A 26,726-nucleotide genomic window follows, 5' to 3' on the forward strand; every position below is an offset into this window, starting at 1 on the left:
TCAAGACTAATAGCGGAAATCGGGCTAACCTGATTTTCGTGTCTCATCATCGCCTGACTCCGACTGTGCTTCAGCAGCAGAACCAGCTTGCCCAAGCGCTCAAAGCATTGCGGACCACGCTGGAACTGCCGGGGCCCTTTCCGGAGGCGGTGCTCCGGGAAGCGGCGGCTGCCGTGGCAGGGCATCAACTCCCGGAGCTGGACCTGACCCATGTGGAGTTTGTGACGATTGATCCGGCCTCCTCGACGGACCTGGACCAGGCGCTCTACCTAGACCGCGCCGGCGAGGGTTATAAGGTCTTCTACGCGATCGCGGATGTCCCGTCTTTCGTGACTCCTGGCAGCGCGCTCGACGCCGAGACCCGTCACCGCGGCCAGACTTTCTACACGCCCGACGGACGGATCCCGTTGCACCCCGAGGTCATCAGCGAGGCGGCCGGCAGCCTGCTGGCGGGACAGCTCTGTGCGGCCTTTGTTTGGGAGTTCGAGCTCGACGCCGCCGCCGAGGTGTCCTCGGTGCTGGTGCGCCGGGCCCGGGTCCGGAGCCGGGCCAAGCTCAGCTACCACGGCGTGCAGGCCGAACTCGACGGCGGCACCGCGGACCCGGTGCTGCAGCTGCTCAAGGAAGTCGGCGTCAAACGGGTGGAACTGGAACGGTTGCGCGGCGGGGCCAGCCTGAACATGCCGGAGCAGGAAATCGAGCAGCTTCCCGACGGCGGCTACCGGATCGTCGCCGCCCCGCCGCTGCCCGTGGAGGACTGGAACGCCCAGATTTCCCTCATGACCGGAATGGCCGCGGCGGAACTCATGCTCCGCGGCAAGGTCGGCATCCTGCGCACCATGCCCGCCCCGGATGAGAGCTCACTGCGGCACTTCCGCCGCCAGACTGGCGCGCTCGGCAAGCCCTGGGACGGCCAGGCCAGCTACGGCGAATACCTGCGCACCCTGGACCCCACCGACCCCCGCCAGTTGGCGATCCTGCACTCCGCCGGCATGCTCTTCCGTGGCGCCGGCTACACCCCGTTCGACGGCGACGTCCCTGCGGACGCCATCCAGTCGGCCATCGGCGCCGCGTATGCCCACTCCACCGCCCCGCTGCGGCGTTTGATCGACCGCTTCGTCCTGGTCATCTGCGAGGCCCTTTCCAACGGGGCCGAGGTTCCGGGCTGGGCCCGTGAAGCCCTTCCCTCGCTGCCGGCCATCATGGCGGCCTCGGACCAGTTGGCGGCACGCCTGGAGCGACTTGCCCTGGACACCGTGGAGGCCGCGCTGCTGATCAACCACGTCGGGCAAGAGTTTGATGCCGTGGTGATCTCGGGCTCGAAACCGGCAAAGGGTGGCGCGGCCGCCGCAATCGGGAACGGGAGAGCGAACGGCAACGGAAAAGCCAACGGCACCGGCCCGTCGGGGATCGTGCAGATCGCCGAGCCGGCGGTGACGGCGCGCTGCCCCGGCGAGTTGGAGTCCGGCACCCAGGTCCGGGTGCGCGTCGTGTCCTCGGACATCGTCTCGCGGGAAGTCCAGTTGGAGCTCGTGGGCTGATACTGCGTGCGGTTGCGGTGCGCTGCGTGTTTCCTAGGTTGTTCAGGCCAGTATTGAGCGTTGAATTTTCAGTACTTTCCGGCACGATTCGCAACTCTTGCTCAAGACTCCTATGCACCCTGGTTTTCAGGGGCGTTTGGGTTCAGGCGCACTGCGTTGCCCACGTTCAATTGCCCGGTAGACAGTGGAGCGACCGACGCCAAACAGCTCGGCCAGCTCTGCCTTGCTGTGCTTCCCCGCAGCGTGCAGTTCGAGGAGGTGGTCTTCCTGTTTGACCGTGAGCTTCGGCTGTTTCCCCCGTAGCCGGCCTTTGGCCTTGGCAACCTTCATTCCTTCACGGGTGCGCATGCGGATGAGGTCGGCTTCGAACTCGGAGATCATCGCCAACACGTTGAACAGCAGTTTGCCCATCGGGTCAGCGGGGTCATGAACGGATCCACCAATGCTGAGTTTGATTCCGCGGTTAGCGAGATCATCTGCAATTTCGTGGGCATCCCGGACCGAACGGGCCAGGCGGTCAAGTTTCGTGACGACGAAGGTGTCCCCCGCCCGGCACGCGGCCAGGGCTTCGCAAAGTCCGGCCCGGTTCTTGTTTGTGCCAGTAAAGCCGTGGTCAACATAGATTCGTTCAGACTGAACGCCGAGGGCAGCCAAGGCATCACGCTGCGCCGTGAGGTCTTGCGCCTCGGTGGACACGCGCGCGTAGCCGACCAGTATTTCAGACATGAAAAATAGTGTGTCACATAGCACACCCTCACCGGTCAAGCCACCGGACGGGTCTTACGGGACTCCGCTTGTGACTGTTAGTCCGGACTGGCGGTTTTTTCACAGCTCGGTTTGGCGGTTCTAGCTGATTCCGATGACGAGGGTTGAGCGTGCAGCTTCAATGACGTCGTCGGTGATGGTACTGAGTTCGTTAATTTTCATGACTCGCTCGATTTGGGTGAAGAGTCGGTCGATGAGGCGGAAGTTGCCTCGGGTGATCCGGGCAACGGCGGCGATGGCCTGGGCATCGGTGAAGTCTTCCGGATCCAGGGTTTGGCCGAGTTTGTGCCATCGGCGCTCCAGGACGAAATTCAGTTCTTCCTGTGCGAGTGGGCGGTATTCGTGGGCGAAGCCGACCCCGCTGTAGAGCTGTGCGTAGCGGCTGAACCATTTTTCAATCCCGGGCATGCCGATGAGGATCAGGGCGATGTTGTCCCGGTCGTAGCGGTCGCGCAGCAGCTCCAGGGCAGTGGCGTTGAGGCGCTCGGATTCGTCAATGATGAGGAGCTCAACATGCTTGCCGGTGCGGGTGTGCGGTCCTGTTTTCTTGCCGATTTTTTCGAGGTGCTGGTCAACGCAGATCGATACGCGGGTGCTGATGTGCTCGAGGTCGGCGTGGATCTGTTTGGGTGAGGTGAGAACGGCAGGGGTGTAGAAGACGGTGCGTGCCAGGGCCGCGTAGATCTGGTAGTCGGAGTCGTCCCGGGGACCCCACTGTCCTATGAGGTTCTCTGCCTTGTGCCAGTTTGCGTAGCGCTTGGCGGAGAGGGTCTTTCCGATGCCGGCATGGCCGTAGCAGATGCCGATGGTGTGCTGGCGGCGCACTGCGTCGGCGAACTCGGCGAACCGGCGGTGCTCTTTGGTGGCGATGAAGCTTTGTGGTGTCATCGGTCGTCCTCCAGGTAGGTGCGTAGCTTCGGGCGCTTTGTGCGTTGATCGTCAGGGACCGGGGCGGGAGCCGGTTTCGCTGATGCCAGGTCCGGCAGGTGCCGGGCCACGACGGCGATGCGCTGGTTGACTTGTCCGCGCAGCTCCCGGCGGCGCGCCGATCGTGCAGCCTGGATGTCCTTAAGGGTCAGCGTCGAGGTTTCATGGGCGGGGTCCACGGCCTTGCAAATGAACTGGTTCTTGTGGAAGACGCGGATCTCGGTCACATCCCGCGGGTCGTAGCGAACGACGACGGGTTCGCGGACGTAGGCGGCGAGGAGCGGCGAGACGTATCTGAGTCCCTGGAAGTGCACGCCGTCGCGGTGGACGATGCGGGGTTTGGCCACGGTCAACAGGAGCAGGTTCAGATCGTCCATGGATGCCGGAATCCGGGGCAGCCAGCCATCACCTACCCAGGCATCATGCGGTGTTGTCCTGATCTCGGGGTGCTCGCGCTGGTGGTAGTCCTCCGAGATGAAACGGCTGATCGCCGTGTCCAGCTCCTTGAGTGTCAGTACCGGCACCGGTTGCGGGTGGCCGCGGGCCAGGCGTCCGGGCAGTTCGGTCAGCAGTTCCGTATTAATGGTGCCGTAGAACCGTTCGATCTTTCCCCGCCCTTGGGGTCTTGCGACCGTTGAGTAGGTGATTTCGAAGTGCAGGTCCTTCGCGGTTTGGGCCAGGTGGTTGCTGGTGAAGTCTGAGCCGTGGTCGACGTAGAGGATGTCGGGGATCCCGCACATCGGCCACCCGGCCCCGTTCTTGGGCCAGATTCCCTGCCGCAGTGCCAGCGCGGTGTTCAAGGCGGACGGTGCTCCAAGGAAGAGCATGTAGCCGCAGATCGCGCGGGAGTAGTCGTCCATGATCGTGGTCAGCCACGGACGCCCGGGTTTCAGGTTTGCGTCCAAGACAAGGATGTCCAGTTCGGTGTGGTCTGTCTGCCAGATGGCATTGGGGCGTTCGGCCCGGTGTCGCCAGGCCAGTTCGTAGGTGTCCCGGTAGGCGGCCGTTCCCTTCTGGGCGAGCATTCTCATGCCGGGGTCAAGGCCCGTGGTGATGGAGCGGACCGTGCTGTAGGAGAGGGGCGGCCAGTCGTGGCCGGCGGCGACGCGGTTGGCTTTGCGGGCGATGGCAGCTATAGGCAGAGGCGGTTTCACCAGGGCCAGGCCTTCAATGAGTGCGACCAGCTCGGGGGTGCTCCTGCGTCGGGTGGTCCCGCGGTTGGCTGTGGCCAGTCCGTCGATGCCGTCGCGTTTGTGGGCCGCGTGCCAGCGCTGCAGTGTCCGAAGCCCGATGCCTTCGTGTGCCGCGAGGGTCGTCAGCGGCACACCCTCTTCGATATGCCGGCGCAGGATCTGCCAGCGCACCAACGCTGTCTGATCAGGCATGGAGGCAGTGTCCCCGGCGAGGGTGCCGCTGCCTCCGGCAGTCACCGGACTGTTTTCTGTGTGGCTGTTGAACGCCGCCGCGGCGCAGCAGGGGCCGGCTCGCGCCGGAGTGCCCGGTAAACGGTGGTCCGGCTGACGCCCAGAACCTCGCCGATTTTCTCGACCGTCATGTCCTTCTGCTCATACATCCGGCGGGCGGTCCGGAGTTTGTCCTTGGTCAACAGGGGGGCCGGCCTCCAACGCGCCCGCGAGCCCGCGCCGCCTGAAGCCCTGCGTTGGTCCGTTCACGGATCAGATCCCGCTCAAATTCGGCAAGGGCTGCGAACACGTGGAAGATGAGACGTCCGCCTGAGGATGTGGTGTCGATTGCCTCCTGCAGGGACCGGAAACCGATGCCGCGCTCCTGGAGATCGGCCAGCTGGTCGATCAGGTGCCGGATGGATCGGCCGAGCCGGTCCAGCCTCCACACGACCAGGGTGTCCCCGGGCCGGATTTGGTCCAGGACCTTCGTCAGTTCAGGGCGGGACTCCAGGGACCCGGAAGCCGTGTCGGTGAAGATCCGGTAGCAGCCGGCCGCCTTTAGCGCGTCCTGCTGCAGGGCCGCGTCCTGGTCCCCGGTCGATACCCGGGCGTAGCCCAACAGATGTCCCATGCGCTCAAATGTACCAATACCCGTCAACCATCAGAAGAACAGGCACATAGAAATCGGCACTGGGTTTCGCTACAAAATTTTGGCGTGCACCGAATCTTTTGAACGCACCCGGTGGTTTGTAGCGAAAACGGTCGAATACGACACAATCCATATATGCCCATACTCGGTCGACGCTTGGCATCACCAATTGGAATCCTCAACGTGTTAACTGGCCGGCCAGATACTTAATCCGCGGAGTATTGACGTTCCTGATTCGCCATCCAATATTTAGCGAACTGGGGGAAATCTTCGCACAAGTCCATTGCATTGGGAGTCTTCCCCGCGTCGGCAACACAGACTTTGTGATTGCCTGAAATTTGTGCAGCACTGCTGCAAGACTTTCAATCGATTTGTGGGGGAAACCAAATGCTAAGAAAGATTGTGTCATTTCTATCGGTAGTAGTGGTGAGCATCGGCCTGCTCTTTTTAGCCACCACACCGGCCAATGCTCATGATGTCATCTGCAAGTTCCAGCCAAACTATCCTGCCAAGAACGGGACCAGGGTGACTTTCAACGCCGAGGTCTTCTGCAACTACGAGCCGGACATCAGTGTCAGCTCGATCCGCCTATGGCGGCATGACGGTGGAGGGGCGTATACGCTCATGGCCGAGGTGACTTCGACTGAAACCGGGACATACCGCTACAACTCAGGCATGATAGGTTGCGGAACGACCATCTCCAGGCAGTATCACACGCAGATCTACATTGAATCCTTCCACCACAACTGGGGTGTGACCGATAAGAGCAGCGGTTCTGTTTGGCTAACCTGTTAGGAGCTCCTTATGCCTAGGCGTCCACACAACTGGCTCCCCGGGCTGATTCCCGGACGCGGGTTCGTTCTTTCGAACGGAGCCGCGTGCGCCTTGAATTTTGCGGAGATCTATCCGAATGGAGTCATGGCTCAGATCAGCGTGCGCCTGAAGGGCCCGCTGGCCGTTGAGCAGCAAAGGGAAATTGCCGGTGAGGCGAGTTCATACCTGCATAACACTCCGACCAGGGGACCTCAGCTAACCGCATCTCAGGAGGAGTCGCTAACTTCACGCCCCGAGATAATGAATCACGAGGGGCGGGCCACTGTTTGGATCCTTAATTACTGGTGGGAATGTGAGATTAGTCCAAGCGGCCTGCAGTTGAATTTCTCTTGGCCTGAACGGAACATTCAGGCCTCTTTTTCGATCGCAGGCGAAGAAATAGCTGGTGCCCTAAAAGGCGTCGTACAGCTGTGGCACGTGGACGCTAACGAGAGTGGTTACACCGGCGAATAGGGTGGCGTACGACGCCGGCCTGACTTCACCGCACGGATCCGGCCGTGCGATGAAGTCAGGCCGGCGTTGTCGGGTGCCGGCACCCTCTCTCCAGGGCTGGTTGGTGCCTCCCAGCACGTTTGGTCCTGGGCGCCTCGCACTCGATTGGCGCAGGACGGGTTATGAAAATCAACGAGCTCAGCACCATCACCCACGACGTCATTGAGGCGGCACGCTCAACACTCGTCATCGGAATCAGCTAAAACCGCCAAACCGGGCTGTGAAAAAACCGCCACTCCGAACCAACAGTCACATCCGCTGGACCCCAGTCCGCAATGATGCAGTTCAGGGGTGTGTGTGACCGGTGGCGGACCGGCTTACGGGCAGGACCGAAGGGGCGTTTCGGCTCGCCCGGTACGCTGTGGCCATGCAGATTCGTGAAGCCACCCTGGATGACCTGGGACGTGTGACTGCGGTCTGTGATGCCAGCGGCCGAACACGCTGGACCAGCGAGATGATCGCCACCAGGAACGACCGAGTCGTATTGGTGGCCGTCACACAGGGCGAGGTCGTCGGCGTGGCCAAGACACATCTCCACCCGGATCCCGAAGGCAGCTCTCCGGCGGGCCACTATCTCGGGGGCGTGGTGGTCGCTCCGGGGTTCCGCCGGCGAGGAGTCGGTTCTGCCCTCACCCGGGCGAGATTGGAATGGATCTGGTCTCGGGCTTCGGTCGCTTACTACTTCACTAACGAACACAACACGGCATCCATCAGGATGCACGAGACTCTCAATTTCCGGCCGGTCGCCCGATTCTCGGAGATCCGCGGAGTGACCGCGGACGACGGCCGGTCTGAGCTCATTCTCTTTGAGGCGTCCCGATAAGCGACGGCTGCCGGGCATTTTCCATAGCTTGCTTAGACTCGAAGCATGGTCAATGTTGTTAGCGATGCGTATTCGAGCAGGGCGGCGGAATACGTCGGACGCTTCGCTTCAATGGGTGCCGTGCACCCTTCAGATCGTCAGCTGGTGGCGACTTGGGCGGATGGCGTCGAGGGTGCGGTGCTCGATGCTGGCTGCGGTCCGGGCCACTGGACGAACTTTCTCACTGAAGCTGGGATTCCTGCACTCGGAGTGGATCTGGTTCCCGAGTTCATCGAGCACGCCCGCTCTGCCTATCCCGGCATTCGGTTCCGGACAGGTAGCCTCGATGCCCTCGATGTCAGCACCGGGACAGTGGGTGGAGTGCTCGCGTGGTACTCACTGATCCACCATGAGCCAGACACGATCCGCACTCCGCTCTTGGAGTTCAGTCGCGTACTCAGCCCTGGCGGCGCCCTGCTGATCGGCTTCTTCGAAGGTCACGTCCTCGAGAAGTTCGATCATGTGGTCGTCCCGGCATACCAGTGGCCGGTAAGTGATCTCTGCGGCCAGCTGGTAGCCGCGGGCTTCGATGTGGTCGAGACGCACGCCAGGACAACCACCGGGCAGCGATCCCATGGGGCGATTCTCGCCGTTCGCTGATGTGCTCGGTAGGGGATCCCCTCACGGACGCCGGGGTGTGGCCGTTAGCTCCGGGTCGTGAACTGGACCTGGATTCGTTTGAGCTCAGCGCGGGGAAGCACTGCGGTCACGACGCCGCCACCGGCCAGTTGGGCTCCGATGCCGTACACGAACGGGTCCGTATCGACCTCCGCACCGGGCACTTCTATTCCATTGATGACTGTCCTGGCGTGGCCGTTGACCATCCGGCCGGTTACTGCGGGTGTGTGCTGGTCCCACGGTTCGCTGCCGGGCCAGAGCTCCTGCCGGAACTGGTTCATGAGGATGTGGTTGACATGGTCAGCCAGGAGGCTTCGAACCGAAGAGCGCTCGGACAGCTCGCGGTGCCAGGTGGTTCGCACGGCCTCCCATAGCTGCGGATAGCGCATTCGCTCCACCTGTTCGATCAGCCAAGGGGGCCGCGGCCATGGCGGAACTTCCTCGATCGCCCTGCGTGTCGCCTCGTCGAGGTCCGCGAGGTTTACCGGGTCTGAGCGATCATCCGGGTTTCGCCAGAGCGTGTAGTTGATGCTCGCCGTCATTTCGCTGTACCCACGATCATCCAGGCCGTAGCTCAGACCGACGGAGTCCGTGTCCTCCAGCGACGGTTGGGGCATAAGCCCCAGCACCGGAATAGGCATGAGTTTCAAGTTCTCGACCCATTCGGCACGGGGGTCGGGGGCGTCTTCGGGGAGAATGCCAGCCAATCTCATGCCTCGACTATGAGTCAAACGAGGGAGCCTGTAAATGGGAATGAATTTCAGGCCCCAAATGTCCCGGTGCAGGTTCGGTTTAGGGACGCGCCGATCACTGAGAACGATCGTCTTCGCCTTGGTTCTTTCGGCTTTCCTGCCACGCATATAGGGGAACAAAGACCACCACAAAGGCTGTACCCAGTCCCGCGATGGCACCGAGGCCCTGATAGATGATGGTCAGCAATGTGGAGGACCCGTTGTCCGACTCCCGGATGGCGAGGGCCACCACGAAAGCAACAATCGATACCACTAGAACGATCAATGTCGATTTCCTCAACCGGGCCTTGGTCAGAGAAGTCATAGCCACCGATTAGTCCGATCTCTTATGGTGAACTGGCCGGACTATTGCGCAGCTAGCCGAAGCCAATGACCTGAGTGTTGCAGGGGCAACGTCGAAGTTGCAAGACCTCTAAAGGGCCCGATGACCGCCAAAGAACGGCTTCGGAATCCCTGCCCTTAAGCCGATCCTCCACTGGACAATGCGATGCCCGAATTGGAGTCCGTTTACGGCTGGGTGTGACGCTGATTCTCAGGTGTCTTGGGGTCGCTTCGAGCATGGAATCCCAGAACTGATCGGTTGCGACCACTCTCCTCGCTGTCCCACGGGCCGCGGGTAGACAAAGCCAGCATTGCGACGCCTGCCAAGATAAGCCACAAATAGCTCCAGGACGCGGCGACCGCCCCTCGAAGGATTCCGCTCATTACGGCGAAGGCACCGACAGCGAATAGGAGTCGCGTTGCCTGCCAACCGAACAATCCCTGACTGCGTCTCATTCATCCACTCTACGTGCAGCGCTAGCTCCTTCGGCGGCACTGATTCCGCGGCGAAGGGCGCACCTCCCGACGGCATTCCGTAATACCGTTCGCTTTCCGGCAGCGTCTTTCCTCAGCGGTCCCAGTGCAGAGGGCCTCTAACATTCGGTGCAGACGACATTCGAAATTGACATATGTGACGGTGCCCGGTGAGGGATCGGCTAACGGACATCCGCTCGAGTCATCGAACCGGCCACCGGATCACGACTGCGCTGACCGCGATGCATGATTGATTCTGGCCCTGTGATGCCTCGGTACGCGAGGCAGCGAGGGGCCCGATGCGGACCGCTGCAGCTCATAGCCCTTCTGGGATTTGTTGAGCAAACCATTTCCTGAAGGCGGTCAGATCGTGCAGAAGTGGTTTGGTGATGCCGAAGAACGACGCTCCGATGCGCCAACCGGTCTTGCACTCGACGGGAAGAACGAGGAATGCGATCGAATGCGCGCCCCGAAGACGCGGTCTCGACCCTTGCACCAGCTCCTGAACGACCCACGGCCTGAAGGTTGGCGAGGTGGGGCCGCCCCATTCACCGCCGTTCCCGTCGGCCTGGGCTGCGACCCAGCCGATTGCGTCGCGGAGCAGCGTTTCGGCCACCCGCCCCAACTCCGGTTCGTGCACCAGAGGCCCGTAATAGTCGATAGGTCCGGTAACCCCGCGCAGCACCGCCGCGCCGAAGATGGTCGTCCACCACGAGCTCCACTGAGCGGAAACCTCGTCGCGGTCCGCCGTGACAAGCTGCTCGGGCGCGATGGCAGGTGCGATCCGGCAGCCGGGAGATCCACCCAGTCCCGGATCGAGCCCTAGCCGATCTCGGATGTACAGGGCGATGCCGAGCGCCTGCGGCTCGAAGAATGCCGTCTCAAGCTTCAAAGGCCGGAACAACGCCATGCTCGCACCCTACGCTTAGCCCGAATAAAAGCAACAGAGCGCGTTGACTCTCTAATAGGTGGTGGCTGGCCTGGTGTCTGGCTGGCAGGATGGCTGCCAGTCCTGCTGGACGTGACTCTCGTTGACTCTGACCCGGTCCCGGTGTCTTTTTTATGACCTGTCCGTTCGGCGGGGCTGGCGCCGGCCTGTCCTCTTCCGATGGCTTGATAGAAGGTCGTCCAGGGTGCCACCTGTGACTCATTAGAGAGCTGCCTCGAAAGAACCCTTCCAGGCCGGCGCCAGTTCACGGCATCTGCTTCCGGAAAGGAAAGACCCGCAATGACTATCGTTGCAGAAGAGTATGGCCACGTCATGGGCGTCGACACACATGCCAGGACCCACACCTACGCGATCGTGGACACCTCTACCGGTGTCTGCACGGCAACCGAATCGTTCCCCACCACGGCAGCTGCCATCTGTCGTGCCATCGCCTGGTTGAAGCGGAACACGAACGGCAACGTGCTTGCCGCGGTTGAGGGGACTTCGTCCTACGGGGCCGGGCTGACCCGTGCCCTGAAGACGGCCGGTATCCCCGTCGCGGAGGTGAAGCCACCGCGACGGGAAGCCCGGGCCGGTGTCGGCAAGTCCGATCCGATTGACGCGCTGGAAGCTGCCCGGCAGGTTCAGCACCGGCAAGCGGAGCGTCTCGCGGTGCCGCGTGCCGACGGGCTCCGCGCGGCTCTTCGCGTGTTGTTGACCGGCCGCAGGGGCCTGGACACACGGCGCACCGCTGACCGCAACGCCCTCAACGCGCTGGTGCGCACCACCAACCTCGGCGTTGATGCCCGTAGGGCGCTCACCGGTGCCCAAGTCACGATGATCGCCGGCTGGGGAGAGCGCGTCTCCGATACGGTAGACGTGCAGATCGCCCGCCAGGAAGCCGCCCGGCTGGCGGCCGCGGTCAAGGACGCAGACAGGCACCTGCGCCGCATGAAAGCCCAGCTGAAGGAACTCGTCGAGCAGCTCGCCCCGGGATTCCTGACCCGCCCGGGCATTGGGCCGGTCACCGCAGCGGTCATCCTCTGCGCGTACTCGCACCACGGCCGGATACGCTCCGAAGCCGCCTTCGCAGCCCTTGCCGGCGTTTCCCCGCTGCCCGCATCCTCCGGAAACACTGTGAGGCACCGGCTGAACCGCCACGGTGACCGGCAGCTGAACATGGCCCTGGACATCATCGTGAAAGTCCGCATGGTCCACGATGAGACCACCAGACTCTACGCAGCACGCCGAACCGGTGAAGGCCGCACCTATCGGGAAATCAAACGTGTCCTGAAACGCTACACAGCCCGCGCCATCTTCCGCGAGCTGCAGACCCTTCTTACTTGACAGACATCATAGAAGGGTCTCTAAAAAACCTCCGCGTACTTCGCCATCGACGCTGAGGATTTGTGGGCGGGCCCGGCCGGCGGCGTGGGAGGAATCGGCAAAATCGTAACCAGTCAGTCGCCGTCGATGCAGTCCACAATGCGGCACGAATACTTGCGCCTTGTCGTGCCCATGACTACCGGTGGAAAAGTGGTTTTACCTGCCCTTGCTCTGCTCGGGATTGGGCAGGGACCCCAGGCAAGCCGTCTCGGTGCTTGCTACTAGCCATCCTCGTCGTGGCCGGTAGAAGTTCCCTCAACGGGACAACCAGAGTCAGGCAGTGACTCCGGCATACGCGGCCGCGTTGACTGTGAATCACAGCGATAGAGGGCGGCATATCCGCAGCGCTAATTGTCACCTTTGGTGACGGTCAAGCTGATGCAGCACGGCTTTTCGCCATTGCCAGAAGACCGGCTCTCTGCTCCGTCGACGAGTGCACCTGAAGAAGAGCCGCGGTGAAGCGGCGGGTTGAGCCCCTTGCACAATGGCGGAACGTCATGCAAAAGTGCATCATCATTTGGCGGCGGTTTACGCCGAAACCCGTCCGGACGCTCCAGGGGGAAGCATTGAAAACGCGAAAACTCGGCGCGATCGGCGTCGTTGCTGCATTGGCGATGGCACCGGCGATGCCCGCGCAGGCGGCCTTCACGGGCGCCAACGGCTCGCTCAGCTGTCCCGCGGGTCAGGTCGTGTGGGTGTTCGGGACGCAACAGTACAGTGCACAGGTCAAGGTCTCCCCCGGCACCGCCCTGCGCTACACGTATACCGCTGTCAACAACTACGGAACCAGTTCAGTCAACTGGAGGGTGGAAGCCACTCGAAACCTCCAGACCGTGGGCGACAAATGCCGCAGTGACTACAACCTGGTGTCGCCAGAAGGGCCGCCAAGTGAATGAAGCCGATGCTGAGGTCGCGCGAACCCTCAGCAGAATTCCGGTTCGTGTCCCTCGCCAAATGACCCCCACCGAGTACCAGGTGCGCGTGGCCGAGGTCCTCAACCTTTTCGATATCGAAGCAGTGGGCGACGTAACGGGCGTGCATTACGGGGGCGACGGTGTTGCGCTGGAAGATCAGCCTTTGCTCGCGGCGATTCGCGTACTCATTGGAAGGCGATTCGGCGTCCCGGACGATCTACAGTAGCCCGACAGTTGGGATGCAGTAGACCACACAGTCGAGACGCTGGTGGCCACCGCTTCATTCGACCGGGCTCACGCCCGCGTAGCGTTGGCGCCACGAAGAGTCTCGCCGTCAGCCTGTCGTCGGACGGCGTCCCGCTGGCATTCAGGGTCGCCGGCGACAGCTGGCGCGTCCTGCTGCAATCGCTGCTTCGGTCCAGATTCTTCGGGCACCCGGGATGTGGGAAATAGGCAGGGTAAGGCGAAGACCTCGAATCCAAAACGCTTCCCCCTGAGCGGAATCGTTGGCCAGGACCAGCTGTCGCGAACCATTGGCTTATTGGCGTGCATAGTTCAGGATTTGAGAATCTGGACGGGACGCATCGCCATGTTCCATCGCGTCACAGGCGTGTTGGGTTTGGGGAAGAAGAACAAGATGAGCGGGATTGACGATCTCATGGCTGAGTCGAACGACCGCTGGGCACATGCCACAAGAAGAGCCCAGGGCATAGAAGACAACGGCTTGGGGGAGGCCGTGAAGACCTATTTCACGCGCTATTTCCCGGCGGGACTGTTCCTGGTGGTGGTTGGGACGGCGGTTGGGATCTTAGGTCTGCGTGGCTCGCTGTCGGTCTGGCCTACATTTCTGGCGTTCGGGTTCCTCGTTGCGGTGCTGGGTGTCGTGGTTGGTGGGTTGCTCTTTAACTCGAAGAAGGTGGCACCCGCGGCCAAGTCGGGGAAGGTCAACGTGCTGCTTTCCCTGGAAAGTGGGGAACAAAAGCAGGTCCGGCGTCAGATTGCAGGGAAGGCCCCTATAGATTCGGAGCATCTTTCTGTTACCCGGGCTGCGGCGGTCCAACTGCGAAAGGGGCTTGCCACCCAACTGGTCCTTGCGCCGTTCTTTCCACTCACCTTCATTCCTCAAGCCGTCAACTTTGCCCTGCGCGGCGACACACTTGCCGCAGGGATTATGGCACTGGGCGTGGGAGTGACCGTGATCGCGTTTGGGCTGCTCGTCCGTGACTTCCGGCGTGCAGGACGGTTCTTGACACGCACAGCGGGACAGCCGAGCTGAATGAGTGCCTGAGTCCGTTGTCTATAGTCGAGACCAGCGTCGAGTGCAAGGCGGTAAAGGGGAATCGCTTCCATCTCGCTGCCCAGGAAGTCGTGAACAGAAGCCCATTCATACAGAGCCGCGGCATGCCCATCAGGCCGATCATAGACGAGCGCTTTCATGCTCCTGAAGGTTCCGGCGGGGTCTGTGTCATCAGCCTGTGGGTCCGTACGGCGAACGCTCGCGGGGACATTTTCCAGGCCCGGACCGGGTCGGTCCGTCGGGGTTTGCAGCCTGCCTATTCCTGCCCTGCCCGGGGTGGCTTGAAGACGGTATCGGAAAGCGGCGAGTAGGCGAACCATCCGGTGTTTTCTCCGCGCTGGGCTGCTGTCCGGGCCCGGGAGATTTTGTCCTGTTCTGCGCCCCGTGCGGCTGCCAGGGCATCGAACGCGGCAGCCGCCCGGGCGTTGAGGGCGGGACCTGTTCCGCGGAACCGGCGGGCCTGCACGTTTTTCTCGTACGAGGTGAACTCGATTTCGTAGCCGTCGCCGAGTTCATCCGCTACGCGCCGGGCCAGACGGTTGCCTTCCACGGTGAACCGGCGTGCCAGCTCCGCGGATTTCCAGTCGAGGTCAGGGGTCAGTGACGCGTAATAGGACTGTTCCCAGACCCTCAAGTCGCGGACCAGTCCTAGCGTCAGGCTGGCGAGGTCATAGTCAACGGGGTCGTCAAACCAAAGCACGCTGTCGGCATAGTCCGGAAACATGCGCACCGTCGCGCACCGGTCCTCTGCCGGGGTTTTCATATGGCGATCTCCTCACGGACGCTGGGGTGTGGCCGTTAGCTCCGGGTCGTGAACTGGACCTGGATTCGTTTGAGCTCAGCGCGTGGAAGCACTGCGGTCACGACGCCGCCGCCTGCCAGTTGGGCTCCGATGCCGTACACGAACGGGTCCGTATCGACCTCCGCACCGGGCACGTCGACTCCGTTGATGACGGTCCTGGCCTGGCCGTTGACCATCCGGCCGGTTACTGCGGGTGCGTGCTGGTCCCACGGTTTGCTGCCGGGCCAGAGCTCCTGCCGGTACTGGTTCATGAGGATGTGGTTGACGTGGTCAGCCAGGAGGCTTCGAAGCGAAGAGCGCTCGGATGGATCGCGGTGCCAGGTGGTTCGCACGGCCTCCTCAAGTTGCGGGTAACGCAGGCGCTCCACGTACTCGATCAGCCAAGGGGGCCGCGGCCATGGCGGAACTTCCTCGATCGATCTGCGTGTCTTCTCGTTGAGGTCCGCGAGGTTTACCGGGTCTGAGCGGTCATCCGGGTTTCGCCAGAGCGTATAGGTGATGCTCGCCGTCATCTCGTTGTACCCACGATCATCTTGGCCATAGGTCACACCAACGCTGTCGGTGTCCTCCAACGATGGTTGAGGCGCGAGCCCCATCACCGGAATGGGCATCAGCTTCAGGCGCTCGGCCCATCCGGCCCGCGGGTCAGGAGCGTCTGAGGGGAGGATGCCAGCCAGTCTCATGCCTCGACTATGAATCAAACGAGGGTGCCTGTAAATGGGATTGAGTGTCAGGCCCCAGATGTCCCGGTGAGATTTCCGCATACGTAGGGGGTCGTGCAGACGAGTGTGGACACTCCGTGCAGCCGACGTCGGAAAGGACAGCTGCGGCCCGGCGTGTCGGCGCTGCCGCCGCGGTGCCGCGCCGCACCGCGGGCCCCGGTCGAGGTTCGGAACGGCGAACGGCTAGACTGGAGGGGTAGTAATGGATGCCCGGTCGTTGATTTCCTAGTTTTTCGAATTCAACAAGCCCGCCCCTACGCGATCTTGAGACACACCCGCTGGTCCCAGTGCCAGCATCAGATAGCCCGCGATCGGCTTCCACTGGACCTGCTCGCGCGTCTGAGCGTGCTCCGGAACGGCCCTGCGCCGCCCCCGTTGAGCAAGCAGCGCAGCCCAAATGAATAAGGAAACTCCCTGTGAGTGAATTGCACACGCACCAGCTTCTGACGGACGAATCCGGCATGGAATCGATCGTTCCCGAAGAGACCATCATCTCCGACGAAACTCCGCACGAAATAGCGGAAATGTCCTTCGCGGACTACAACGTCCGCGCCGACATTGTTGAGTCACTTGCCGACGCCGGCATCACGCATCCCTTCCCGATCCAGGCCATGACGCTGCCGGTCGCCCTCAGCGGCCACGACATCATCGGCCAGGCCAAGACCGGCACCGGCAAGACCCTCGGCTTCGGCATCCCGGCGCTCCAGCGCGTCGTCGGACCGGAGGACGCGGGCTACGACGCGCTCCCGGCCCCGGGCGCCCCGCAGGCCCTAGTGATCGTGCCGACGCGTGAACTCGCGGTGCAGGTCGCCGGCGACCTGCAGAACGCGGCCCGCAAGCGCAACGCCCGCATCACCACGATCTACGGCGGCCGCGCCTACGAGCCGCAGATTGAGTCGCTGCAGAAGGGCGTCGAGATTGTTGTCGGCACCCCCGGCCGCCTCATTGACCTCTACAAGCAGAAGCAGCTCGTCCTGAAGAACGTCAAGATGGTCATCCTTGACGAGGCGGACGAAATGCTGGATCTCGGCTTCCTCCCGGACGTCGAGACCCTCATCGCCGGCACCCCCGCGGTCCGCCAGACGATGCTGTTCTCGGCCACCATGCCGGGCCCGGTTGTGGCGATGGCCCGCCGCTACATGACCAAGCCGACGCACATCCGCGCCGCCGACCCGGACGACGAGGGCCTGACCAAGCGCGACATCCGCCAGCTGATCTACCGTGCCCACAGCATGGACAAGATCGAGGTCGTGGCCCGCATCCTGCAGGCCCGCGGCCGCGGCCGCACCATCATCTTCACCAAGACCAAGCGCACCGCCGCCAAGGTGGCCGAGGAACTCGTGGACCGCGGCTTCGCCGCCGCCGCCATCCACGGCGACCTGGGCCAGGGCGCCCGCGAGCAGGCGCTGCGCGCCTTCCGCAACAACAAGGTGGACGTCCTCGTCGCCACCGACGTCGCCGCCCGCGGCATCGACGTCGACGACGTCACGCACGTGATCAACTACCAGTGCGTCGAAGACGAGAAGATCTACCTGCACCGGGTGGGCCGCACGGGCCGGGCCGGCAACAAGGGCACCGCAGTGACCTTCGTCGACTGGGACGACATGCCCCGCTGGGGCCTGATCAACAAGGCCCTGGGCCTGAGCTACCCGGAGCCGGTCGAGACCTATTCCTCCTCTCCGCACCTGTACGAGGAACTGGACATCCCTGTCGGAACCAAGGGCCGCCTGCCCCGCGACAAGCGGGTGCTCGCCGGTGTCGACGCCGAAGTCCTTGAGGACCTCGGCGAGACCGGCAAGAAGAACGCGCGCGGCAGCGCACAAAACAGCGGACGCGACGGCGGACGTGACGGCGCCAAGGCCAGCGGACGCGACGGGGGCCGCGGTTCCCGTGAAGCCGGGCGCGAGAGCGGGCGCTCCGGCGGCCGCGATGGTGGTGGGCGCGACGGCGGCCGCTCGGGCGAGCGTCGTCGTCGTTCCCCCGAGAAGGAAACCGCAGCCGGACCCGCTGAGGCAGCCGCCCCGGCGGCCAGGAACAGCGTTCCGACCGAGGTAGACCGGGCCACCCGTGCGCGCCGCCGCACCCGCACGCGCCGCCACAATGGCGAAGTGGTGACCGGCGAGAGCCACGCAGCACGCAGCGCCGAGGCCTAATCCCTTCATGACTGAAACCGTCTGGGCGCCGGACGGCAGCAATCTGGTGGTACACGCGGACAACGCGGCCTACCTCCCGTCGCTGCCGGACGGCGCCTTCACACTCATTTATGTGGATCCGCCGTTCAACACCGGCCGGGTCCAGAAGCGCCAGGAAACGAAGATGGTGTTCAACACCGGTGGCGCGGGCGACCGGGTCGGCTTCAAGGGCCGTTCTTACGACACCATCAAGGGCGCGCTGCACAGCTACGACGACGTGTTCAGCGACTACTGGTCCTTCCTGGAGCCGCGGCTCGTGGAGGCCTGGCGGCTGCTGGCCGACGACGGCACCCTGTACCTGCACCTCGACTACCGGGAGGTGCACTACGCCAAGGTCATGCTGGATGCGATCTTCGGCCGCGAGTGCTTCCTCAACGAGATCATCTGGGCCTACGACTACGGCGCCCGCGCCAAATTCCGCTGGCCGACCAAACACGACAACATCCTCGTGTACGTGAAGAACCCGGCGAAGTACCACTTCGACAGCGCCGAGGTGGACCGCGAGCCGTACATGGCGCCGGGCCTCGTCACACCGGCGAAGCGCGAGCTCGGCAAGCTGCCCACCGACGTCTGGTGGCACACCATCGTCTCGCCCACCGGCAAGGAAAAGACCGGCTACCCGACGCAGAAGCCCGAGGGCCTGATCCGCCGAGTCGTGGCAGCCTCCAGCCGGCCGGGCGACTGGTGTCTGGACTTCTTCGCGGGCTCCGGCACCCTCGGCGCCGTGGCTGCGAAGCTTGACCGGAAGTTCGTCTGCGTCGACCAGAACCAGGCCGCCCTCGACGTCATGGCCAAACGGCTCGGCGCGCACGCCACGTTCACAGCGATGCCTTCCGCCCAGCCCGAGCCCTCTTCCGCCCAGCCCGAGCCTTCCGCTGCCCAGCCCGAGCCCTCCGCCGTCCAGCCCAACTAACCCCCATTTGTTGTCGTTTTGAGGCCCCAAAACGACAACAACTGCGAGTCAGTTGGGGGCGGCTGCGTCAGGTCCAGCTCTTCACGAAGGCGTGCACGGCGTCGGCAATCATCTGCACCGCAATCGCGGACAGCAGCAGGCCGGCGATCCGGGTAACCAGTTCGACGCCGTTCTCCCCCAGCACGCGCTGGACCACCCCTGCGAAACGCATCGCCAGGTAGAGGGACGCGAGCGTCACGGCAATCCCGAGCCCCACGGCCAGGTACTGCGCCATGCTGCTCGAGCGCTGGACGAACACCATGACTGCCACGATCGCGCCCGGGCCGGCCATCAGCGGCGTCCCCAGCGGCACAAACGCGACGTTCTTGTACTTGGCCGCGTTCTCTTCGCCGCTGGTGGACCCGGTGAGCAGCTGCAGCGCGATCAACACCAGGAGCAGTCCGCCGGCACCCTGCAGTGCGGCAAGCGAGATGTGCATGTAGTTCAGGATCGACTGCCCGAAAATCGCGAAGGCAACAATCACGCCGGTGGCCACCAGGAGGGCCTGCAGCGCCGAGATGTTGCGGTCCTTGGCGTTCATCTGCGCCGTCAGCGACATGAAGATCGGCACTGTCCCGGGCGGGTCCATGATCACGAACAGCGTCACGATCACGGAGGCCAGGAGCTGCAGGTCGAGCCACTCCATCAGCGCACCACGGACGACCCGGTGCCCAGTTCCTCGATCCGGGCCAGCACCTCCGGGGCCGTCAGGTTCTCGCCCAGCAGGTTCGGCTTCCCGGTCCCGTGGTAGTCGGAGGACCCGGTCACCAGCAGCCCGTGCCGCTGGGCGAGGCGGCGCAGGAACACCCGGCCCTCCTCCGGGTTGTCCCGGTGGTCGATCTCCAGCCCGGCCAGACCGGCGTCGATCATCTCACGGTAGGTCTTATCCCCCACGATCCGTCCGCGGGCGGACGCCACCGGATGCGCGAACACCGGCACGCCGCCGGCATCGCGGACCAGTTCGACGGCGTGCGCCGGGTCCGGCGCATAGTGCTGCACCCAGTACCGCGAACGCGAGGTCAGGATCGTATCGAAGGCTTCGCTGCGGTCCGCGACGACGCCGGCGGCCACGAGGGCGTCGGCGATGTGCGGGCGGCCCAGAGTGGCGCCGGGGGCCACGTGGTGGATGACGTCGTCCCAGCTCAGCGGGTAGTCCTCGGCGAGCAGGCTGACCATGCGTTCGGCCCGGGTGAAGCGCGCGTCCTTGGCCTTGGTGATTTCCGCCAGCAGCCCGGGATGGTCCGGGTCGTGCAGGTAGCTGAGCAGGTGGACGCTGATGCCCTCGCTGGTCCGGCAGGAAATTTCCATCCCCGGGACCAGCGCCACGCCCAGTTCCCGGGCCGCGGCGGACGCCTCCGTCCAGCCGTCGGTCGAGTCGTGGTCGGTCAGGGCGACGACGTCGAGCTCGGCTTCCGCGACAGAAGCGATCACGGCCGCGGGCGGTTGGGTGCCGTCGGAAACATTCGAGTGGGCATGCAGGTCAATCCTCACTTGCCCAGCGTAGTAGATCCGTGGCGGCGGCTTGGTGGCCTAAGCCGCGCCGCTGGTGAGACGATGGGACGGTGAACGATGCAGATAACACCCCAATCTCCGCTTCCCAGCCCCTCGAGGAGCGCGTCAATAACCGCTCGCAGCGGCCCAACTCCGACGCCTTCAAGGCGTTCATGGCCAGCAACTGGGCCCCGTTCCGGGAGCAGCTTCCCGAACTGGACGCTGTCGCCGGCCATGCCGCTGCCCGCCGCCGGGCCATCTCCGAGCTGTTCAAAGGTGAACGCCTGGTCATCCCCGCCGGCCCGCTGAAGGTCCGCTCCAACGACTGCGACTACCGCTTCCGGCCGCATTCGGGCTTCGCTCACCTGACCGGTCTGGGCCTGGACCATGAGCCCGACGCTGTGCTGATCCTGGAGCCCACGGATGAAGGCACAGGCGACGACGGCGGGCACCACAGCGCCACCCTGTACTTCCGTCCGCTGGCCGGCAGGGACACGGAACAGTTCTACGCCGACTCCCGCTCCGGCGAATTCTGGATCGGCGCCCGGCCGACCCTCGCCGAATTCAAGGCACAGCTCGGGCTGGAAACGGCCGACCTGAGCGAGCTCGAGCTGGCCATCACCAAGAACGTGGGCGCTCCGGAGATCGGCGGCATCTCCATCCGTCTGGTGCGCAAAGTCGACGAGAACATCGACGCGCTGGTCGACACCGCCCGCTACAACACGGCCAAAGACCCGGAAAACCTGGACCTGGGCGTCCTGGACGCGCTTGATGAGAAGCTCAGCGAGGCCCTCTCCGAGTTGCGGCTGATCAAGGACGAGTGGGAAGTCGAGCAGATGAAGACGGCCGTGGCCGCCACCGTGCAGGGCTTCACCGAAGTGGTCAAGGCCCTCCCCCGGGCCTTGACCCACCCCCGCGGCGAACGTGTGGTCGAAGGCGCGTTCTTCGCCCGTGCCCGCGAGGAAGGCAACGAGCTCGGTTACGACACCATCGCCGCCGGCGGCAACAACGCCACCGTGCTGCACTGGACCCGCAACACGGGCCAGGTCAATGCCGGCGAGCTGCTGCTGCTGGACGCCGGCGTCGAGGCCGATTCCCTGTACACCGCGGACGTCACCCGCACCCTGCCGGCCAACGGCACCTTCTCGGAGATCCAGCGCAAGGTTTACGAAGCGGTGCTCGACGCCGCCGACGCCGGCTTCGCCGCCGCCCAGCCCGGCACCAAGTTCCGCGACATCCACACCGCGGCGACCACGGTGCTGGCCGAGCGGCTCGCCGACTGGGGCCTGCTCCCGGTGTCGGTCGAGGAGGCCATCAGCGCCGAGGGCCAGCAGCACCGCCGCTGGATGCCGCACGGCACCAGCCACCACCTGGGCCTGGATGTGCACGACTGCGCCCAGGCCAAGCGGGAGCTGTACCTGGACGGTGTCCTCACCCCGGGGATGGTCTTCACGATCGAGCCCGGGCTGTACTTCAAGGCGGAAGACCTCGGGATCCCGGCGGAATACCGCGGCATCGGCGTCCGGATCGAGGACGACATCCTGATGACCGCGGACGGCCCGGTCAACCTCAGCGCCGCACTTCCGCGCAAGGCCGACGACGTCGAGTCCTGGATGGCGGGCATCTACCAGGAAATCGAGGCCCAGCCGAACGGGCTGTAGCCTGGGGCTGCCGCCAGCCGGCTAACCGGGCAAGACAAAGGGAGGGCCACCGCCGGTGACCCTCCCTTTGTCTTGCCTTGGCGCCCCTGGAGCTGGCGCCTCTCTAGCGTTGCTCGCTGTCCGGGCGAGGTGCGTCCTGGCCGGCTTCTCCCTGCCGTACTTCAGTCTGCTGGGTGGCTCCGTGCGGGGCGGGGGCGGTCTCGTTGACCCGTACGCCGTACTGCGGGCGTCCGTCCGGCAGATCCGGGTAGCTGACACCGGAGGAGCGGACCGGCTCGGATTCCGACGCCGCCTGGTCGCCGGCGGCCTGCTGCTGGCCGCCTTCGGCCGGGCGCTGGCCGTAAGGGTCGTTCCAGCCCGCGGGGCGCTGCGGGGCAGCACCGTGGCCGGGCTGCTGCGGGCCCGGCTGCTGGGGGCGCTGCTGGTTCTGCTGGTCATAGTGCTGGAAACCCGGCGCGGCGGCGTCGTGGCGGGTCATCGGCAGCTGGTGCAGGAGACGGCGGGCCTCATGGGCAGCTTCGAAGGCCACCACCACGTCATAGTTGGTCGCTACGACTTGGTTGGTCGAGGTGAAGTCACGCTTGCCGCGCTGCATGGCGTAAGTGACTATGCCGAACAACATAAAGAAGGCCGCACCCATCAGCACGGAGGTGACGATCGAAAAGTACCCCGGGGTGGTGGAGAAGAAGGACAGCATGACGCCGACGAAGAGCCCGAACCACATTCCGCTCAGCGCTCCGGAAAGCGCAACGCGGGGGTAGGTGAGCCGGCCGGTGACGCGTTCCACCATTTTCAGGTCGTTGCCGACAATCGAGACCAACTGCACGGGGAACTGCTGGTCCGCGAGGTAGTCCACCGCCTTCTGGGCGTCCAGGTAGGAGTTATAGGAACCGACGGTGTCACCCTTGGGAACAGCGCGGGACTCGTCCGAGCTGCCGGGAGCGCCGGCCTTTGGACCACCAAAAATGTTTGACATACGCCTATTCTCGCCCATCGAGCTGGGCGACGCCTGCAAATTCCGCTAAAAGAGAGCAGACTCGGTAGCCTGTAGGGGTGAGCACAACTCTTTCGCGCGTATTCGTCGCGCGCCTCCTCGGACTGGACGTCTTCGACCCCCTGGGCGACCGTCTGGGCCGATTGCGCGACGTCGTGGTGCTCTCCCGCGGCAACCGCGGCGCCCCGCACGTGGTCGGCATCGTGGTCGAAGTCCCCGGCAAGAAGCGCGTCTTCGTGCCGATGACCCGCATCACCTCGATCGACCAGACCCAGGTCATCTGCACGGGGCTGGTGAATCTGCGCCGGTTCGAGCAGCGCGGCGCGGAGACGCTGGTGGTCGCCGAGTTGTTCGACCGCCGGGTGACCCTCGCCGACGGCAGCGGGGACGCCACCATCGAGGACATCGCCATGGACCGGCACCGCTCCGGCGACTGGATCGTCAGCAAGCTCTTCGTCCGGCGCGGCCACTCGCTCTCCCCGCTGAGCCGGCTCCGGCGCAACGAAACCCTGATCATCGACTGGGCCGATGCCCAGCAGGGCGCAAAGAACGAGCCCCAGGCCGCCACGCAATTCGTCGCCACGCACGAGGATCTGAAGCCGGCCGACTTCGCCGAGGCCCTTCAGGAGATGAGCGACAAGCGCCGCTTCGAGGTCGCCAGCGAACTCCAGGACGAACGCCTTGCCGACGTGCTGCAGGAAATGCGCGAAGGCGATCAGGTGGAGATCCTTTCTGCCCTGGATGTCGAGCGCGCCGCCGACGTGCTCGAGGAGATGGACCCCGACGACGCCGCCGACCTGCTCGCCGAGCTCCCCAGCGCCCAGGCCGAGGAACTGCTGCAGCTGATGGAACCGGAAGGCGCCGAAGACGTGCGCCGCCTGCTCGAATATGACGAGGACACCGCTGGCGGCCTGATGACCCCGGTCCCGGTCATCCTCCCCCCGGAAGCCACTGTCGCCGAGGCACTCGCCCACGTCCGGCGCGAGGAACTCTCCCCGGCGCTGGCCTCCTCGATCTTCATCACCCGGCCGCCGCTGGAGACGCCGACGGGGCGCTTTCTCGGCGTCGTGCATATCCAGCAACTGCTGCGCTACCCGCCGCCGGAGCCCCTGGGCAACCTGGTGGACAAAAACCTCGAACCGGTCTCGGACCAGGCCCACATCAGCGAAGTGGCCCGCGCCCTGGCCACCTACAACCTCAACTCGCTCCCCGTGGTCAACGAGGACGGCCGGCTTGTCGGGGCGGTGACTGTCGATGACGTGCTTGATCATCTGTTGCCCGATGACTGGCGCGCCCACGAGGACGACGCCCCGATAAGGAAGCTAGGAGGCCGCATTGGCTGACATCAACACGCCACGGAACTCCACCGCCGCCCCTGGATCACGGACCGGCAGCCTCGACACCCCGCTGAGCGGGCGCCAGCGGATCCTGCCGAAGTTCTCCCCGAACCCGGACGCCTTCGGGCACGCCACCGAAGGCTTCGCCCGATTCATGGGCACGCCGACGTTCCTGGTCTACATGACCGTGTTCTGCGTTTTCTGGCTGGTCTGGAACACCTTTGCGCCCAAGGAGTGGCAGTTCGACTCGCGGGACCTCGGCTACACCCTCCTGACCCTGATGCTCTCCCTGCAGGCCTCATATGCCGCACCCCTGCTCCTTCTGGCCCAGAACCGCCAGGACGACAGGGACCGCGTCTCACTGGAACAGGACCGCCAGCGTGCCGAACGCAATCTCTCGGACACCGAATACCTGACGCGGGAGCTGGCCTCACTGCGGATCGCCCTGCGCGAGGTCGCAACCCGCGACTACGTCCGGGCCGAGCTGCGCAGCCTGCTGGAAGACATGCTGGAGGCGCAGCATGATCTGCGCAGCCATGACCCCTCGGTCAGCGTGCTTGAGTCCCCGCGCGACAAGGTCAAGGAGAAGATTAAGGACCGCCGGGACAAGCAACGGGCTTCCCGCACCCAGCAGATCCCGCGCGTCCGGGCCGACGCCAGGAAGGAAGCCGAAACCGGCGACCTCCCCGAAGCCGGCACAATGGGCGCCCCGGAGAGCACGCCGCCGTCCGCCCCGCGCACCTCCCCGAAAGCCGAGCAAAGCCCGCAATGAGCACCCCGCCAGGAGCCTCCGGGGCGTCCCCCCTGGCAGAGGCCGCGCGCGCGGCCTTGGCCACCGTGATAGACCCGGAACTCCGACGCCCCATCACGGAACTCGGCATGGTGGAGGCTGTGGACGTTTCCGACGCCGGCCGGGCGCGGGTCACCGTGCTGCTGACGATCGCGGGCTGCCCGCTGCGCGGCACCATCACAGCCGACTGTGAAGCGGCGCTGGCCGCGGTGCCTGGAGTGACCGGCGTCGAGGTCGAGCTGAAGGTGATGAACCAGAAGCAGCGCGACGCTCTCAAGGAGCAGCTGCGCGGACCGGGCAGCCGCCGCGGCATCCCGTTCAACGCCCCGGGCTCGCTGACCAAGGTGTACGCCGTTGCGAGCGGCAAGGGCGGGGTTGGAAAGTCGTCGGTAACGGTCAATCTGGCCTGCGCTCTGGCGGCGCAGGGGCTGCGCGTGGGCATCGTCGACGCGGACGTCTACGGATTTTCCGTCCCGGCGCTGATGGGCATCAGCCAGGCGCCAACCCGGGTAGACGACATGATCCTGCCTCCGGTGGCCTACGGCGTCAAGGTCATCTCGATCGGCATGTTTGTCACGGGAAACCAACCGGTGGCCTGGCGCGGACCGATGCTGCACCGCGCCCTCGAGCAGTTCCTCACGGATGTATATTTCGGTGACCTGGACGCGCTCTTCTTGGACCTGCCCCCGGGARCGGGTGATATCGCCATCTCGGTGGCGCAACTGCTGCCGAAGGCCCGGCTCCTGGTCGTCACCACCCCGCAGGYCGCCGCCGCCGACGTCGCGGAGCGGGCCGGGGCGATCGCAGTGCAGACCGGCCAGAGCGTGGCCGGCGTCGTGGAAAACATGTCCTATCTGGAAATGCCCGACGGCGGCCGGATGGAGCTCTTCGGCAGCGGCGGGGGCGCCGTGCTCGCCGAGCGGCTCTCCGCGACAGTTGGCTCCGAGGTGCCGCTGCTGGGCCAGATCCCGCTCGACATGCTGCTCCGCGAAGGCGGGGACACGGGCGTCCCGCTGGTACTTGGCCGCCCAGAAACACCAGCCGCGCAGGTCTTGGCGGACATTGCCGAAACGCTGGCGTCCAGCCCCCGCGGGCTCAAGGGTATGTCGCTGGGCCTGCAGCCCCGCTGACCCGTCAGTCGTGCTGACGGGTCCACCGGGCCGGGCTGCCTCTAGGTGGCTTCGGTGTCGAATGGGGCGGGGGCGCCCGGCGGAAGCCGCTCGACGACGCGCGCCGGCGGCCGCTCCTCGGCGTGGGCAACCGCAGCCGGCGCTCCGGCGCTCATCGGCTTGGAGTCGTCCTCAAGCAGGGCTTCCTTGATGATCCGGCGCGGATCATATTGCCGTGGATCGTATTTCTTCCAGTCCACATCGTCGATGTCGATGCCGACTTCTTCCTTGATCTGCTCGCGCGCTCCGGAGGCCATCCGCCGGACTTCCTTGACGATGTTGGCCAGCTTCTGGGTGTATTCGGGCAATCTGCTGGGGCCGATCACCAGTAGGCCGATGATCAGCAGAAGAATGAACTCCGGTCCGTTGATTCCAAACACTCTAGGAAGATTACCCTCTCAGTCAGGCGTGCGACGATTCGGCGAAGCCCCGACCGCAACCCGGTCGAGG

The 26,726-nt window shown here is 64.5% G+C and carries 29 protein-coding genes and 1 pseudogene; 15 read left to right on the forward strand and 15 right to left on the reverse strand.

Translation table 11 applies throughout. The annotated features are described in order from the left end of the window. Positions 1-38: 38 nt before the first annotated feature. Entirely contained in the window at positions 39-1,541 is a 1,503-nt protein-coding gene (locus tag AC1DGI_RS05945) for an RNB domain-containing ribonuclease (RefSeq protein ID WP_476898100.1), read from the forward strand. A gap of 126 nt (positions 1,542-1,667) precedes the next feature. Here the strand turns inward: AC1DGI_RS05945 and AC1DGI_RS05950 are convergent, their stop codons facing one another. The 5 genes from AC1DGI_RS05950 to AC1DGI_RS05970 all read right to left on the reverse strand — a co-directional run bounded on the left by AC1DGI_RS05950 (position 1,668) and on the right by AC1DGI_RS05970 (position 5,270). Continuing rightward, positions 1,668-2,267 carry a recombinase family protein gene (locus AC1DGI_RS05950; protein ID WP_476898101.1) on the reverse strand — a complete coding sequence of 200 codons (600 nt, stop codon included), beginning with the start codon at positions 2,265-2,267 and terminating at the stop codon, positions 1,668-1,670. A 120-nt stretch (positions 2,268-2,387) separates the two neighbouring features. Beyond that, complete coding sequence (locus AC1DGI_RS05955) at positions 2,388-3,194, reverse strand: AAA family ATPase (protein WP_476898102.1); 807 nt, start codon at positions 3,192-3,194, stop codon at positions 2,388-2,390. Then, complete coding sequence (locus tag AC1DGI_RS05960) at positions 3,191-4,618, reverse strand: transposase (protein ID WP_476898103.1); 1,428 nt, start codon at positions 4,616-4,618, stop codon at positions 3,191-3,193. Before AC1DGI_RS05960 ends, AC1DGI_RS05955 begins: the two co-directional genes overlap by 4 nt. Before the next feature lie 41 nt (positions 4,619-4,659). Further along, positions 4,660-4,806: a helix-turn-helix domain-containing protein gene (locus AC1DGI_RS05965; protein ID WP_476898212.1), complete on the reverse strand. Its 147-nt coding sequence runs from the start codon at positions 4,804-4,806 to the stop codon at positions 4,660-4,662. A gap of 29 nt (positions 4,807-4,835) precedes the next feature. Then, positions 4,836-5,270, reverse strand: coding sequence for a recombinase family protein (locus AC1DGI_RS05970; protein ID WP_476898104.1), 435 nt, complete (start codon positions 5,268-5,270; stop codon positions 4,836-4,838). A gap of 444 nt (positions 5,271-5,714) precedes the next feature. Here AC1DGI_RS05970 and AC1DGI_RS05975 point away from each other — a divergent pair, with 444 nt between their 5' ends. The 4 genes from AC1DGI_RS05975 to AC1DGI_RS05990 all read left to right on the forward strand — a co-directional run bounded on the left by AC1DGI_RS05975 (position 5,715) and on the right by AC1DGI_RS05990 (position 8,076). After that, positions 5,715-6,083 carry a hypothetical protein gene (locus AC1DGI_RS05975; protein ID WP_476898105.1) on the forward strand — a complete coding sequence of 123 codons (369 nt, stop codon included), beginning with the start codon at positions 5,715-5,717 and terminating at the stop codon, positions 6,081-6,083. A gap of 123 nt (positions 6,084-6,206) precedes the next feature. Then, complete coding sequence (locus AC1DGI_RS05980) at positions 6,207-6,575, forward strand: hypothetical protein (RefSeq protein WP_476898106.1); 369 nt, start codon at positions 6,207-6,209, stop codon at positions 6,573-6,575. 406 nt (positions 6,576-6,981) lie between these two features. Continuing rightward, positions 6,982-7,437, forward strand: a complete 456-nt coding sequence (locus AC1DGI_RS05985; RefSeq protein WP_476898107.1) for an N-acetyltransferase family protein — start codon at positions 6,982-6,984, stop codon at positions 7,435-7,437. Between the two features lie 45 nt (positions 7,438-7,482). Continuing rightward, entirely contained in the window at positions 7,483-8,076 is a 594-nt protein-coding gene (locus AC1DGI_RS05990) for a class I SAM-dependent methyltransferase (protein ID WP_476898108.1), read from the forward strand. A 44-nt stretch (positions 8,077-8,120) separates the two neighbouring features. Here the strand turns inward: AC1DGI_RS05990 and AC1DGI_RS05995 are convergent, their stop codons facing one another. The 3 genes from AC1DGI_RS05995 to AC1DGI_RS06005 all read right to left on the reverse strand — a co-directional run bounded on the left by AC1DGI_RS05995 (position 8,121) and on the right by AC1DGI_RS06005 (position 10,551). Continuing rightward, entirely contained in the window at positions 8,121-8,807 is a 687-nt protein-coding gene (locus AC1DGI_RS05995) for a hypothetical protein (protein WP_476898109.1), read from the reverse strand. Positions 8,808-8,901: 94 nt separating this feature from the next. Further along, positions 8,902-9,150 (reverse strand): hypothetical protein, encoded by a 249-nt coding sequence (locus AC1DGI_RS06000; protein ID WP_476898110.1) that lies wholly within the window; start codon positions 9,148-9,150, stop codon positions 8,902-8,904. Positions 9,151-9,957: 807 nt separating this feature from the next. After that, positions 9,958-10,551 carry a hypothetical protein gene (locus AC1DGI_RS06005; RefSeq protein ID WP_441403003.1) on the reverse strand — a complete coding sequence of 198 codons (594 nt, stop codon included), beginning with the start codon at positions 10,549-10,551 and terminating at the stop codon, positions 9,958-9,960. Positions 10,552-10,869: 318 nt separating this feature from the next. On the opposite strand from AC1DGI_RS06005, the gene AC1DGI_RS06010 reads away from it, so the two are divergent. The 4 genes from AC1DGI_RS06010 (at position 10,870) to AC1DGI_RS06025 (ending at position 14,145) form a co-directional block, all read left to right on the forward strand. Beyond that, positions 10,870-11,916 carry an IS110 family RNA-guided transposase gene (locus tag AC1DGI_RS06010; protein WP_476898111.1) on the forward strand — a complete coding sequence of 349 codons (1,047 nt, stop codon included), beginning with the start codon at positions 10,870-10,872 and terminating at the stop codon, positions 11,914-11,916. Positions 11,917-12,452: 536 nt separating this feature from the next. After that, the gene (locus AC1DGI_RS06015) at positions 12,453-12,851 is read left to right on the forward strand and encodes a hypothetical protein (protein ID WP_441402668.1); all 399 of its coding nucleotides are present in this window, start codon (positions 12,453-12,455) and stop codon (positions 12,849-12,851) included. Beyond that, positions 12,844-13,095, forward strand: a complete 252-nt coding sequence (locus tag AC1DGI_RS06020; RefSeq protein ID WP_441402667.1) for a hypothetical protein — start codon at positions 12,844-12,846, stop codon at positions 13,093-13,095. Before AC1DGI_RS06015 ends, AC1DGI_RS06020 begins: the two co-directional genes overlap by 8 nt. A 336-nt stretch (positions 13,096-13,431) precedes the next feature. After that, positions 13,432-14,145: a hypothetical protein gene (locus AC1DGI_RS06025; RefSeq protein ID WP_476898112.1), complete on the forward strand. Its 714-nt coding sequence runs from the start codon at positions 13,432-13,434 to the stop codon at positions 14,143-14,145. A gap of 47 nt (positions 14,146-14,192) precedes the next feature. Here AC1DGI_RS06025 and AC1DGI_RS06030 read toward each other — a convergent pair. The 3 genes and pseudogenes from AC1DGI_RS06030 to AC1DGI_RS06040 all read right to left on the reverse strand — a co-directional run. Further along, positions 14,193-14,486: pseudogene (locus tag AC1DGI_RS06030) on the reverse strand (hypothetical protein); the annotation flags it as partial. Next, on the reverse strand, positions 14,423-14,929 hold the full coding sequence (locus AC1DGI_RS06035; protein ID WP_476898113.1) for a hypothetical protein: 507 nt from the start codon (positions 14,927-14,929) through the stop codon (positions 14,423-14,425). The gene AC1DGI_RS06035 and the pseudogene AC1DGI_RS06030, both read right to left, overlap by 64 nt. 35 nt (positions 14,930-14,964) lie before the next feature. Continuing rightward, the gene (locus AC1DGI_RS06040; RefSeq protein ID WP_476898114.1) at positions 14,965-15,651 is read right to left on the reverse strand and encodes a hypothetical protein; all 687 of its coding nucleotides are present in this window, start codon (positions 15,649-15,651) and stop codon (positions 14,965-14,967) included. A gap of 455 nt (positions 15,652-16,106) precedes the next feature. Between AC1DGI_RS06040 and AC1DGI_RS06045 the strand changes: the two genes are divergently transcribed. Both AC1DGI_RS06045 and AC1DGI_RS06050 read left to right on the forward strand, forming a co-directional pair. Continuing rightward, positions 16,107-17,843 (forward strand): DEAD/DEAH box helicase, encoded by a 1,737-nt coding sequence (locus tag AC1DGI_RS06045; protein WP_476898115.1) that lies wholly within the window; start codon positions 16,107-16,109, stop codon positions 17,841-17,843. A 7-nt stretch (positions 17,844-17,850) separates the two neighbouring features. Next, positions 17,851-18,795: a DNA-methyltransferase gene (locus AC1DGI_RS06050; RefSeq protein ID WP_476898116.1), complete on the forward strand. Its 945-nt coding sequence runs from the start codon at positions 17,851-17,853 to the stop codon at positions 18,793-18,795. 67 nt (positions 18,796-18,862) lie between these two features. Here the strand turns inward: AC1DGI_RS06050 and AC1DGI_RS06055 are convergent, their stop codons facing one another. Both AC1DGI_RS06055 and AC1DGI_RS06060 read right to left on the reverse strand, forming a co-directional pair. Continuing rightward, positions 18,863-19,480: a MarC family protein gene (locus tag AC1DGI_RS06055; RefSeq protein ID WP_476898117.1), complete on the reverse strand. Its 618-nt coding sequence runs from the start codon at positions 19,478-19,480 to the stop codon at positions 18,863-18,865. Next, on the reverse strand, positions 19,480-20,325 hold the full coding sequence (locus tag AC1DGI_RS06060; protein WP_476898118.1) for a PHP domain-containing protein: 846 nt from the start codon (positions 20,323-20,325) through the stop codon (positions 19,480-19,482). The genes AC1DGI_RS06055 and AC1DGI_RS06060 overlap by 1 nt, the downstream gene beginning before the upstream one ends. A gap of 71 nt (positions 20,326-20,396) precedes the next feature. On the opposite strand from AC1DGI_RS06060, the gene AC1DGI_RS06065 reads away from it, so the two are divergent. After that, the gene (locus tag AC1DGI_RS06065) at positions 20,397-21,986 is read left to right on the forward strand and encodes an aminopeptidase P family protein (protein ID WP_441401890.1); all 1,590 of its coding nucleotides are present in this window, start codon (positions 20,397-20,399) and stop codon (positions 21,984-21,986) included. A 103-nt stretch (positions 21,987-22,089) separates the two neighbouring features. Here AC1DGI_RS06065 and AC1DGI_RS06070 read toward each other — a convergent pair whose 3' ends face one another. Next, entirely contained in the window at positions 22,090-22,962 is an 873-nt protein-coding gene (locus AC1DGI_RS06070; protein ID WP_476898119.1) for a YflT domain-containing protein, read from the reverse strand. Between the two features lie 77 nt (positions 22,963-23,039). Here AC1DGI_RS06070 and AC1DGI_RS06075 point away from each other — a divergent pair, with 77 nt between their 5' ends. The 3 genes from AC1DGI_RS06075 to AC1DGI_RS06085 are packed head-to-tail and all read left to right on the forward strand — an operon-like array spanning position 23,040 to position 26,237. After that, positions 23,040-24,323 (forward strand): magnesium transporter MgtE N-terminal domain-containing protein, encoded by a 1,284-nt coding sequence (locus tag AC1DGI_RS06075; protein WP_441401888.1) that lies wholly within the window; start codon positions 23,040-23,042, stop codon positions 24,321-24,323. Beyond that, the gene (locus AC1DGI_RS06080; protein WP_476898120.1) at positions 24,316-25,089 is read left to right on the forward strand and encodes a DUF1003 domain-containing protein; all 774 of its coding nucleotides are present in this window, start codon (positions 24,316-24,318) and stop codon (positions 25,087-25,089) included. Before AC1DGI_RS06075 ends, AC1DGI_RS06080 begins: the two co-directional genes overlap by 8 nt. After that, positions 25,086-26,237 carry an Mrp/NBP35 family ATP-binding protein gene (locus AC1DGI_RS06085; protein ID WP_476898121.1) on the forward strand — a complete coding sequence of 384 codons (1,152 nt, stop codon included), beginning with the start codon at positions 25,086-25,088 and terminating at the stop codon, positions 26,235-26,237. Before AC1DGI_RS06080 ends, AC1DGI_RS06085 begins: the two co-directional genes overlap by 4 nt. Before the next feature lie 41 nt (positions 26,238-26,278). Here the strand turns inward: AC1DGI_RS06085 and AC1DGI_RS06090 are convergent, their stop codons facing one another. Next, a complete protein-coding gene (locus AC1DGI_RS06090) occupies positions 26,279-26,656 on the reverse strand; it encodes a twin-arginine translocase TatA/TatE family subunit (RefSeq protein ID WP_476898122.1) in 378 nt (125 codons plus the stop codon). Positions 26,657-26,726 lie beyond the last annotated feature (70 nt).

It is taken from the genome of Arthrobacter sp. 05N428_2 (assembly GCF_056397065.1).

What these genes read in the sequence shown, in the direction of transcription:
- AC1DGI_RS05950 (WP_476898101.1), bottom strand. Translation starts at nt 2,267, where the DNA reads ATGTCTGAAATACTGGTCGGCTACGCGCGCGTGTCCACCGAGGCGCAA.
- AC1DGI_RS05955 (WP_476898102.1), bottom strand. Translation starts at nt 3,194, where the DNA reads ATGACACCACAAAGCTTCATCGCCACCAAAGAGCACCGCCGGTTCGCC.
- AC1DGI_RS05960 (WP_476898103.1), bottom strand. Translation starts at nt 4,618, where the DNA reads ATGCCTGATCAGACAGCGTTGGTGCGCTGGCAGATCCTGCGCCGGCAT.
- AC1DGI_RS05965 (WP_476898212.1), bottom strand. Translation starts at nt 4,806, where the DNA reads ATGTATGAGCAGAAGGACATGACGGTCGAGAAAATCGGCGAGGTTCTG.
- AC1DGI_RS05970 (WP_476898104.1), bottom strand. Translation starts at nt 5,270, where the DNA reads ATGGGACATCTGTTGGGCTACGCCCGGGTATCGACCGGGGACCAGGAC.
- AC1DGI_RS05980 (WP_476898106.1), top strand. Translation starts at nt 6,207, where the DNA reads ATGGCTCAGATCAGCGTGCGCCTGAAGGGCCCGCTGGCCGTTGAGCAG.
- AC1DGI_RS05985 (WP_476898107.1), top strand. Translation starts at nt 6,982, where the DNA reads ATGCAGATTCGTGAAGCCACCCTGGATGACCTGGGACGTGTGACTGCG.
- AC1DGI_RS05990 (WP_476898108.1), top strand. Translation starts at nt 7,483, where the DNA reads ATGGTCAATGTTGTTAGCGATGCGTATTCGAGCAGGGCGGCGGAATAC.
- AC1DGI_RS05995 (WP_476898109.1), bottom strand. Translation starts at nt 8,807, where the DNA reads ATGAGATTGGCTGGCATTCTCCCCGAAGACGCCCCCGACCCCCGTGCC.
- AC1DGI_RS06000 (WP_476898110.1), bottom strand. Translation starts at nt 9,150, where the DNA reads ATGACTTCTCTGACCAAGGCCCGGTTGAGGAAATCGACATTGATCGTT.
- AC1DGI_RS06005 (WP_441403003.1), bottom strand. Translation starts at nt 10,551, where the DNA reads ATGGCGTTGTTCCGGCCTTTGAAGCTTGAGACGGCATTCTTCGAGCCG.
- AC1DGI_RS06010 (WP_476898111.1), top strand. Translation starts at nt 10,870, where the DNA reads ATGACTATCGTTGCAGAAGAGTATGGCCACGTCATGGGCGTCGACACA.
- AC1DGI_RS06015 (WP_441402668.1), top strand. Translation starts at nt 12,453, where the DNA reads ATGCAAAAGTGCATCATCATTTGGCGGCGGTTTACGCCGAAACCCGTC.
- AC1DGI_RS06035 (WP_476898113.1), bottom strand. Translation starts at nt 14,929, where the DNA reads ATGAAAACCCCGGCAGAGGACCGGTGCGCGACGGTGCGCATGTTTCCG.
- AC1DGI_RS06040 (WP_476898114.1), bottom strand. Translation starts at nt 15,651, where the DNA reads ATGAGACTGGCTGGCATCCTCCCCTCAGACGCTCCTGACCCGCGGGCC.
- AC1DGI_RS06050 (WP_476898116.1), top strand. Translation starts at nt 17,851, where the DNA reads ATGACTGAAACCGTCTGGGCGCCGGACGGCAGCAATCTGGTGGTACAC.
- AC1DGI_RS06055 (WP_476898117.1), bottom strand. Translation starts at nt 19,480, where the DNA reads ATGGAGTGGCTCGACCTGCAGCTCCTGGCCTCCGTGATCGTGACGCTG.
- AC1DGI_RS06070 (WP_476898119.1), bottom strand. Translation starts at nt 22,962, where the DNA reads ATGTCAAACATTTTTGGTGGTCCAAAGGCCGGCGCTCCCGGCAGCTCG.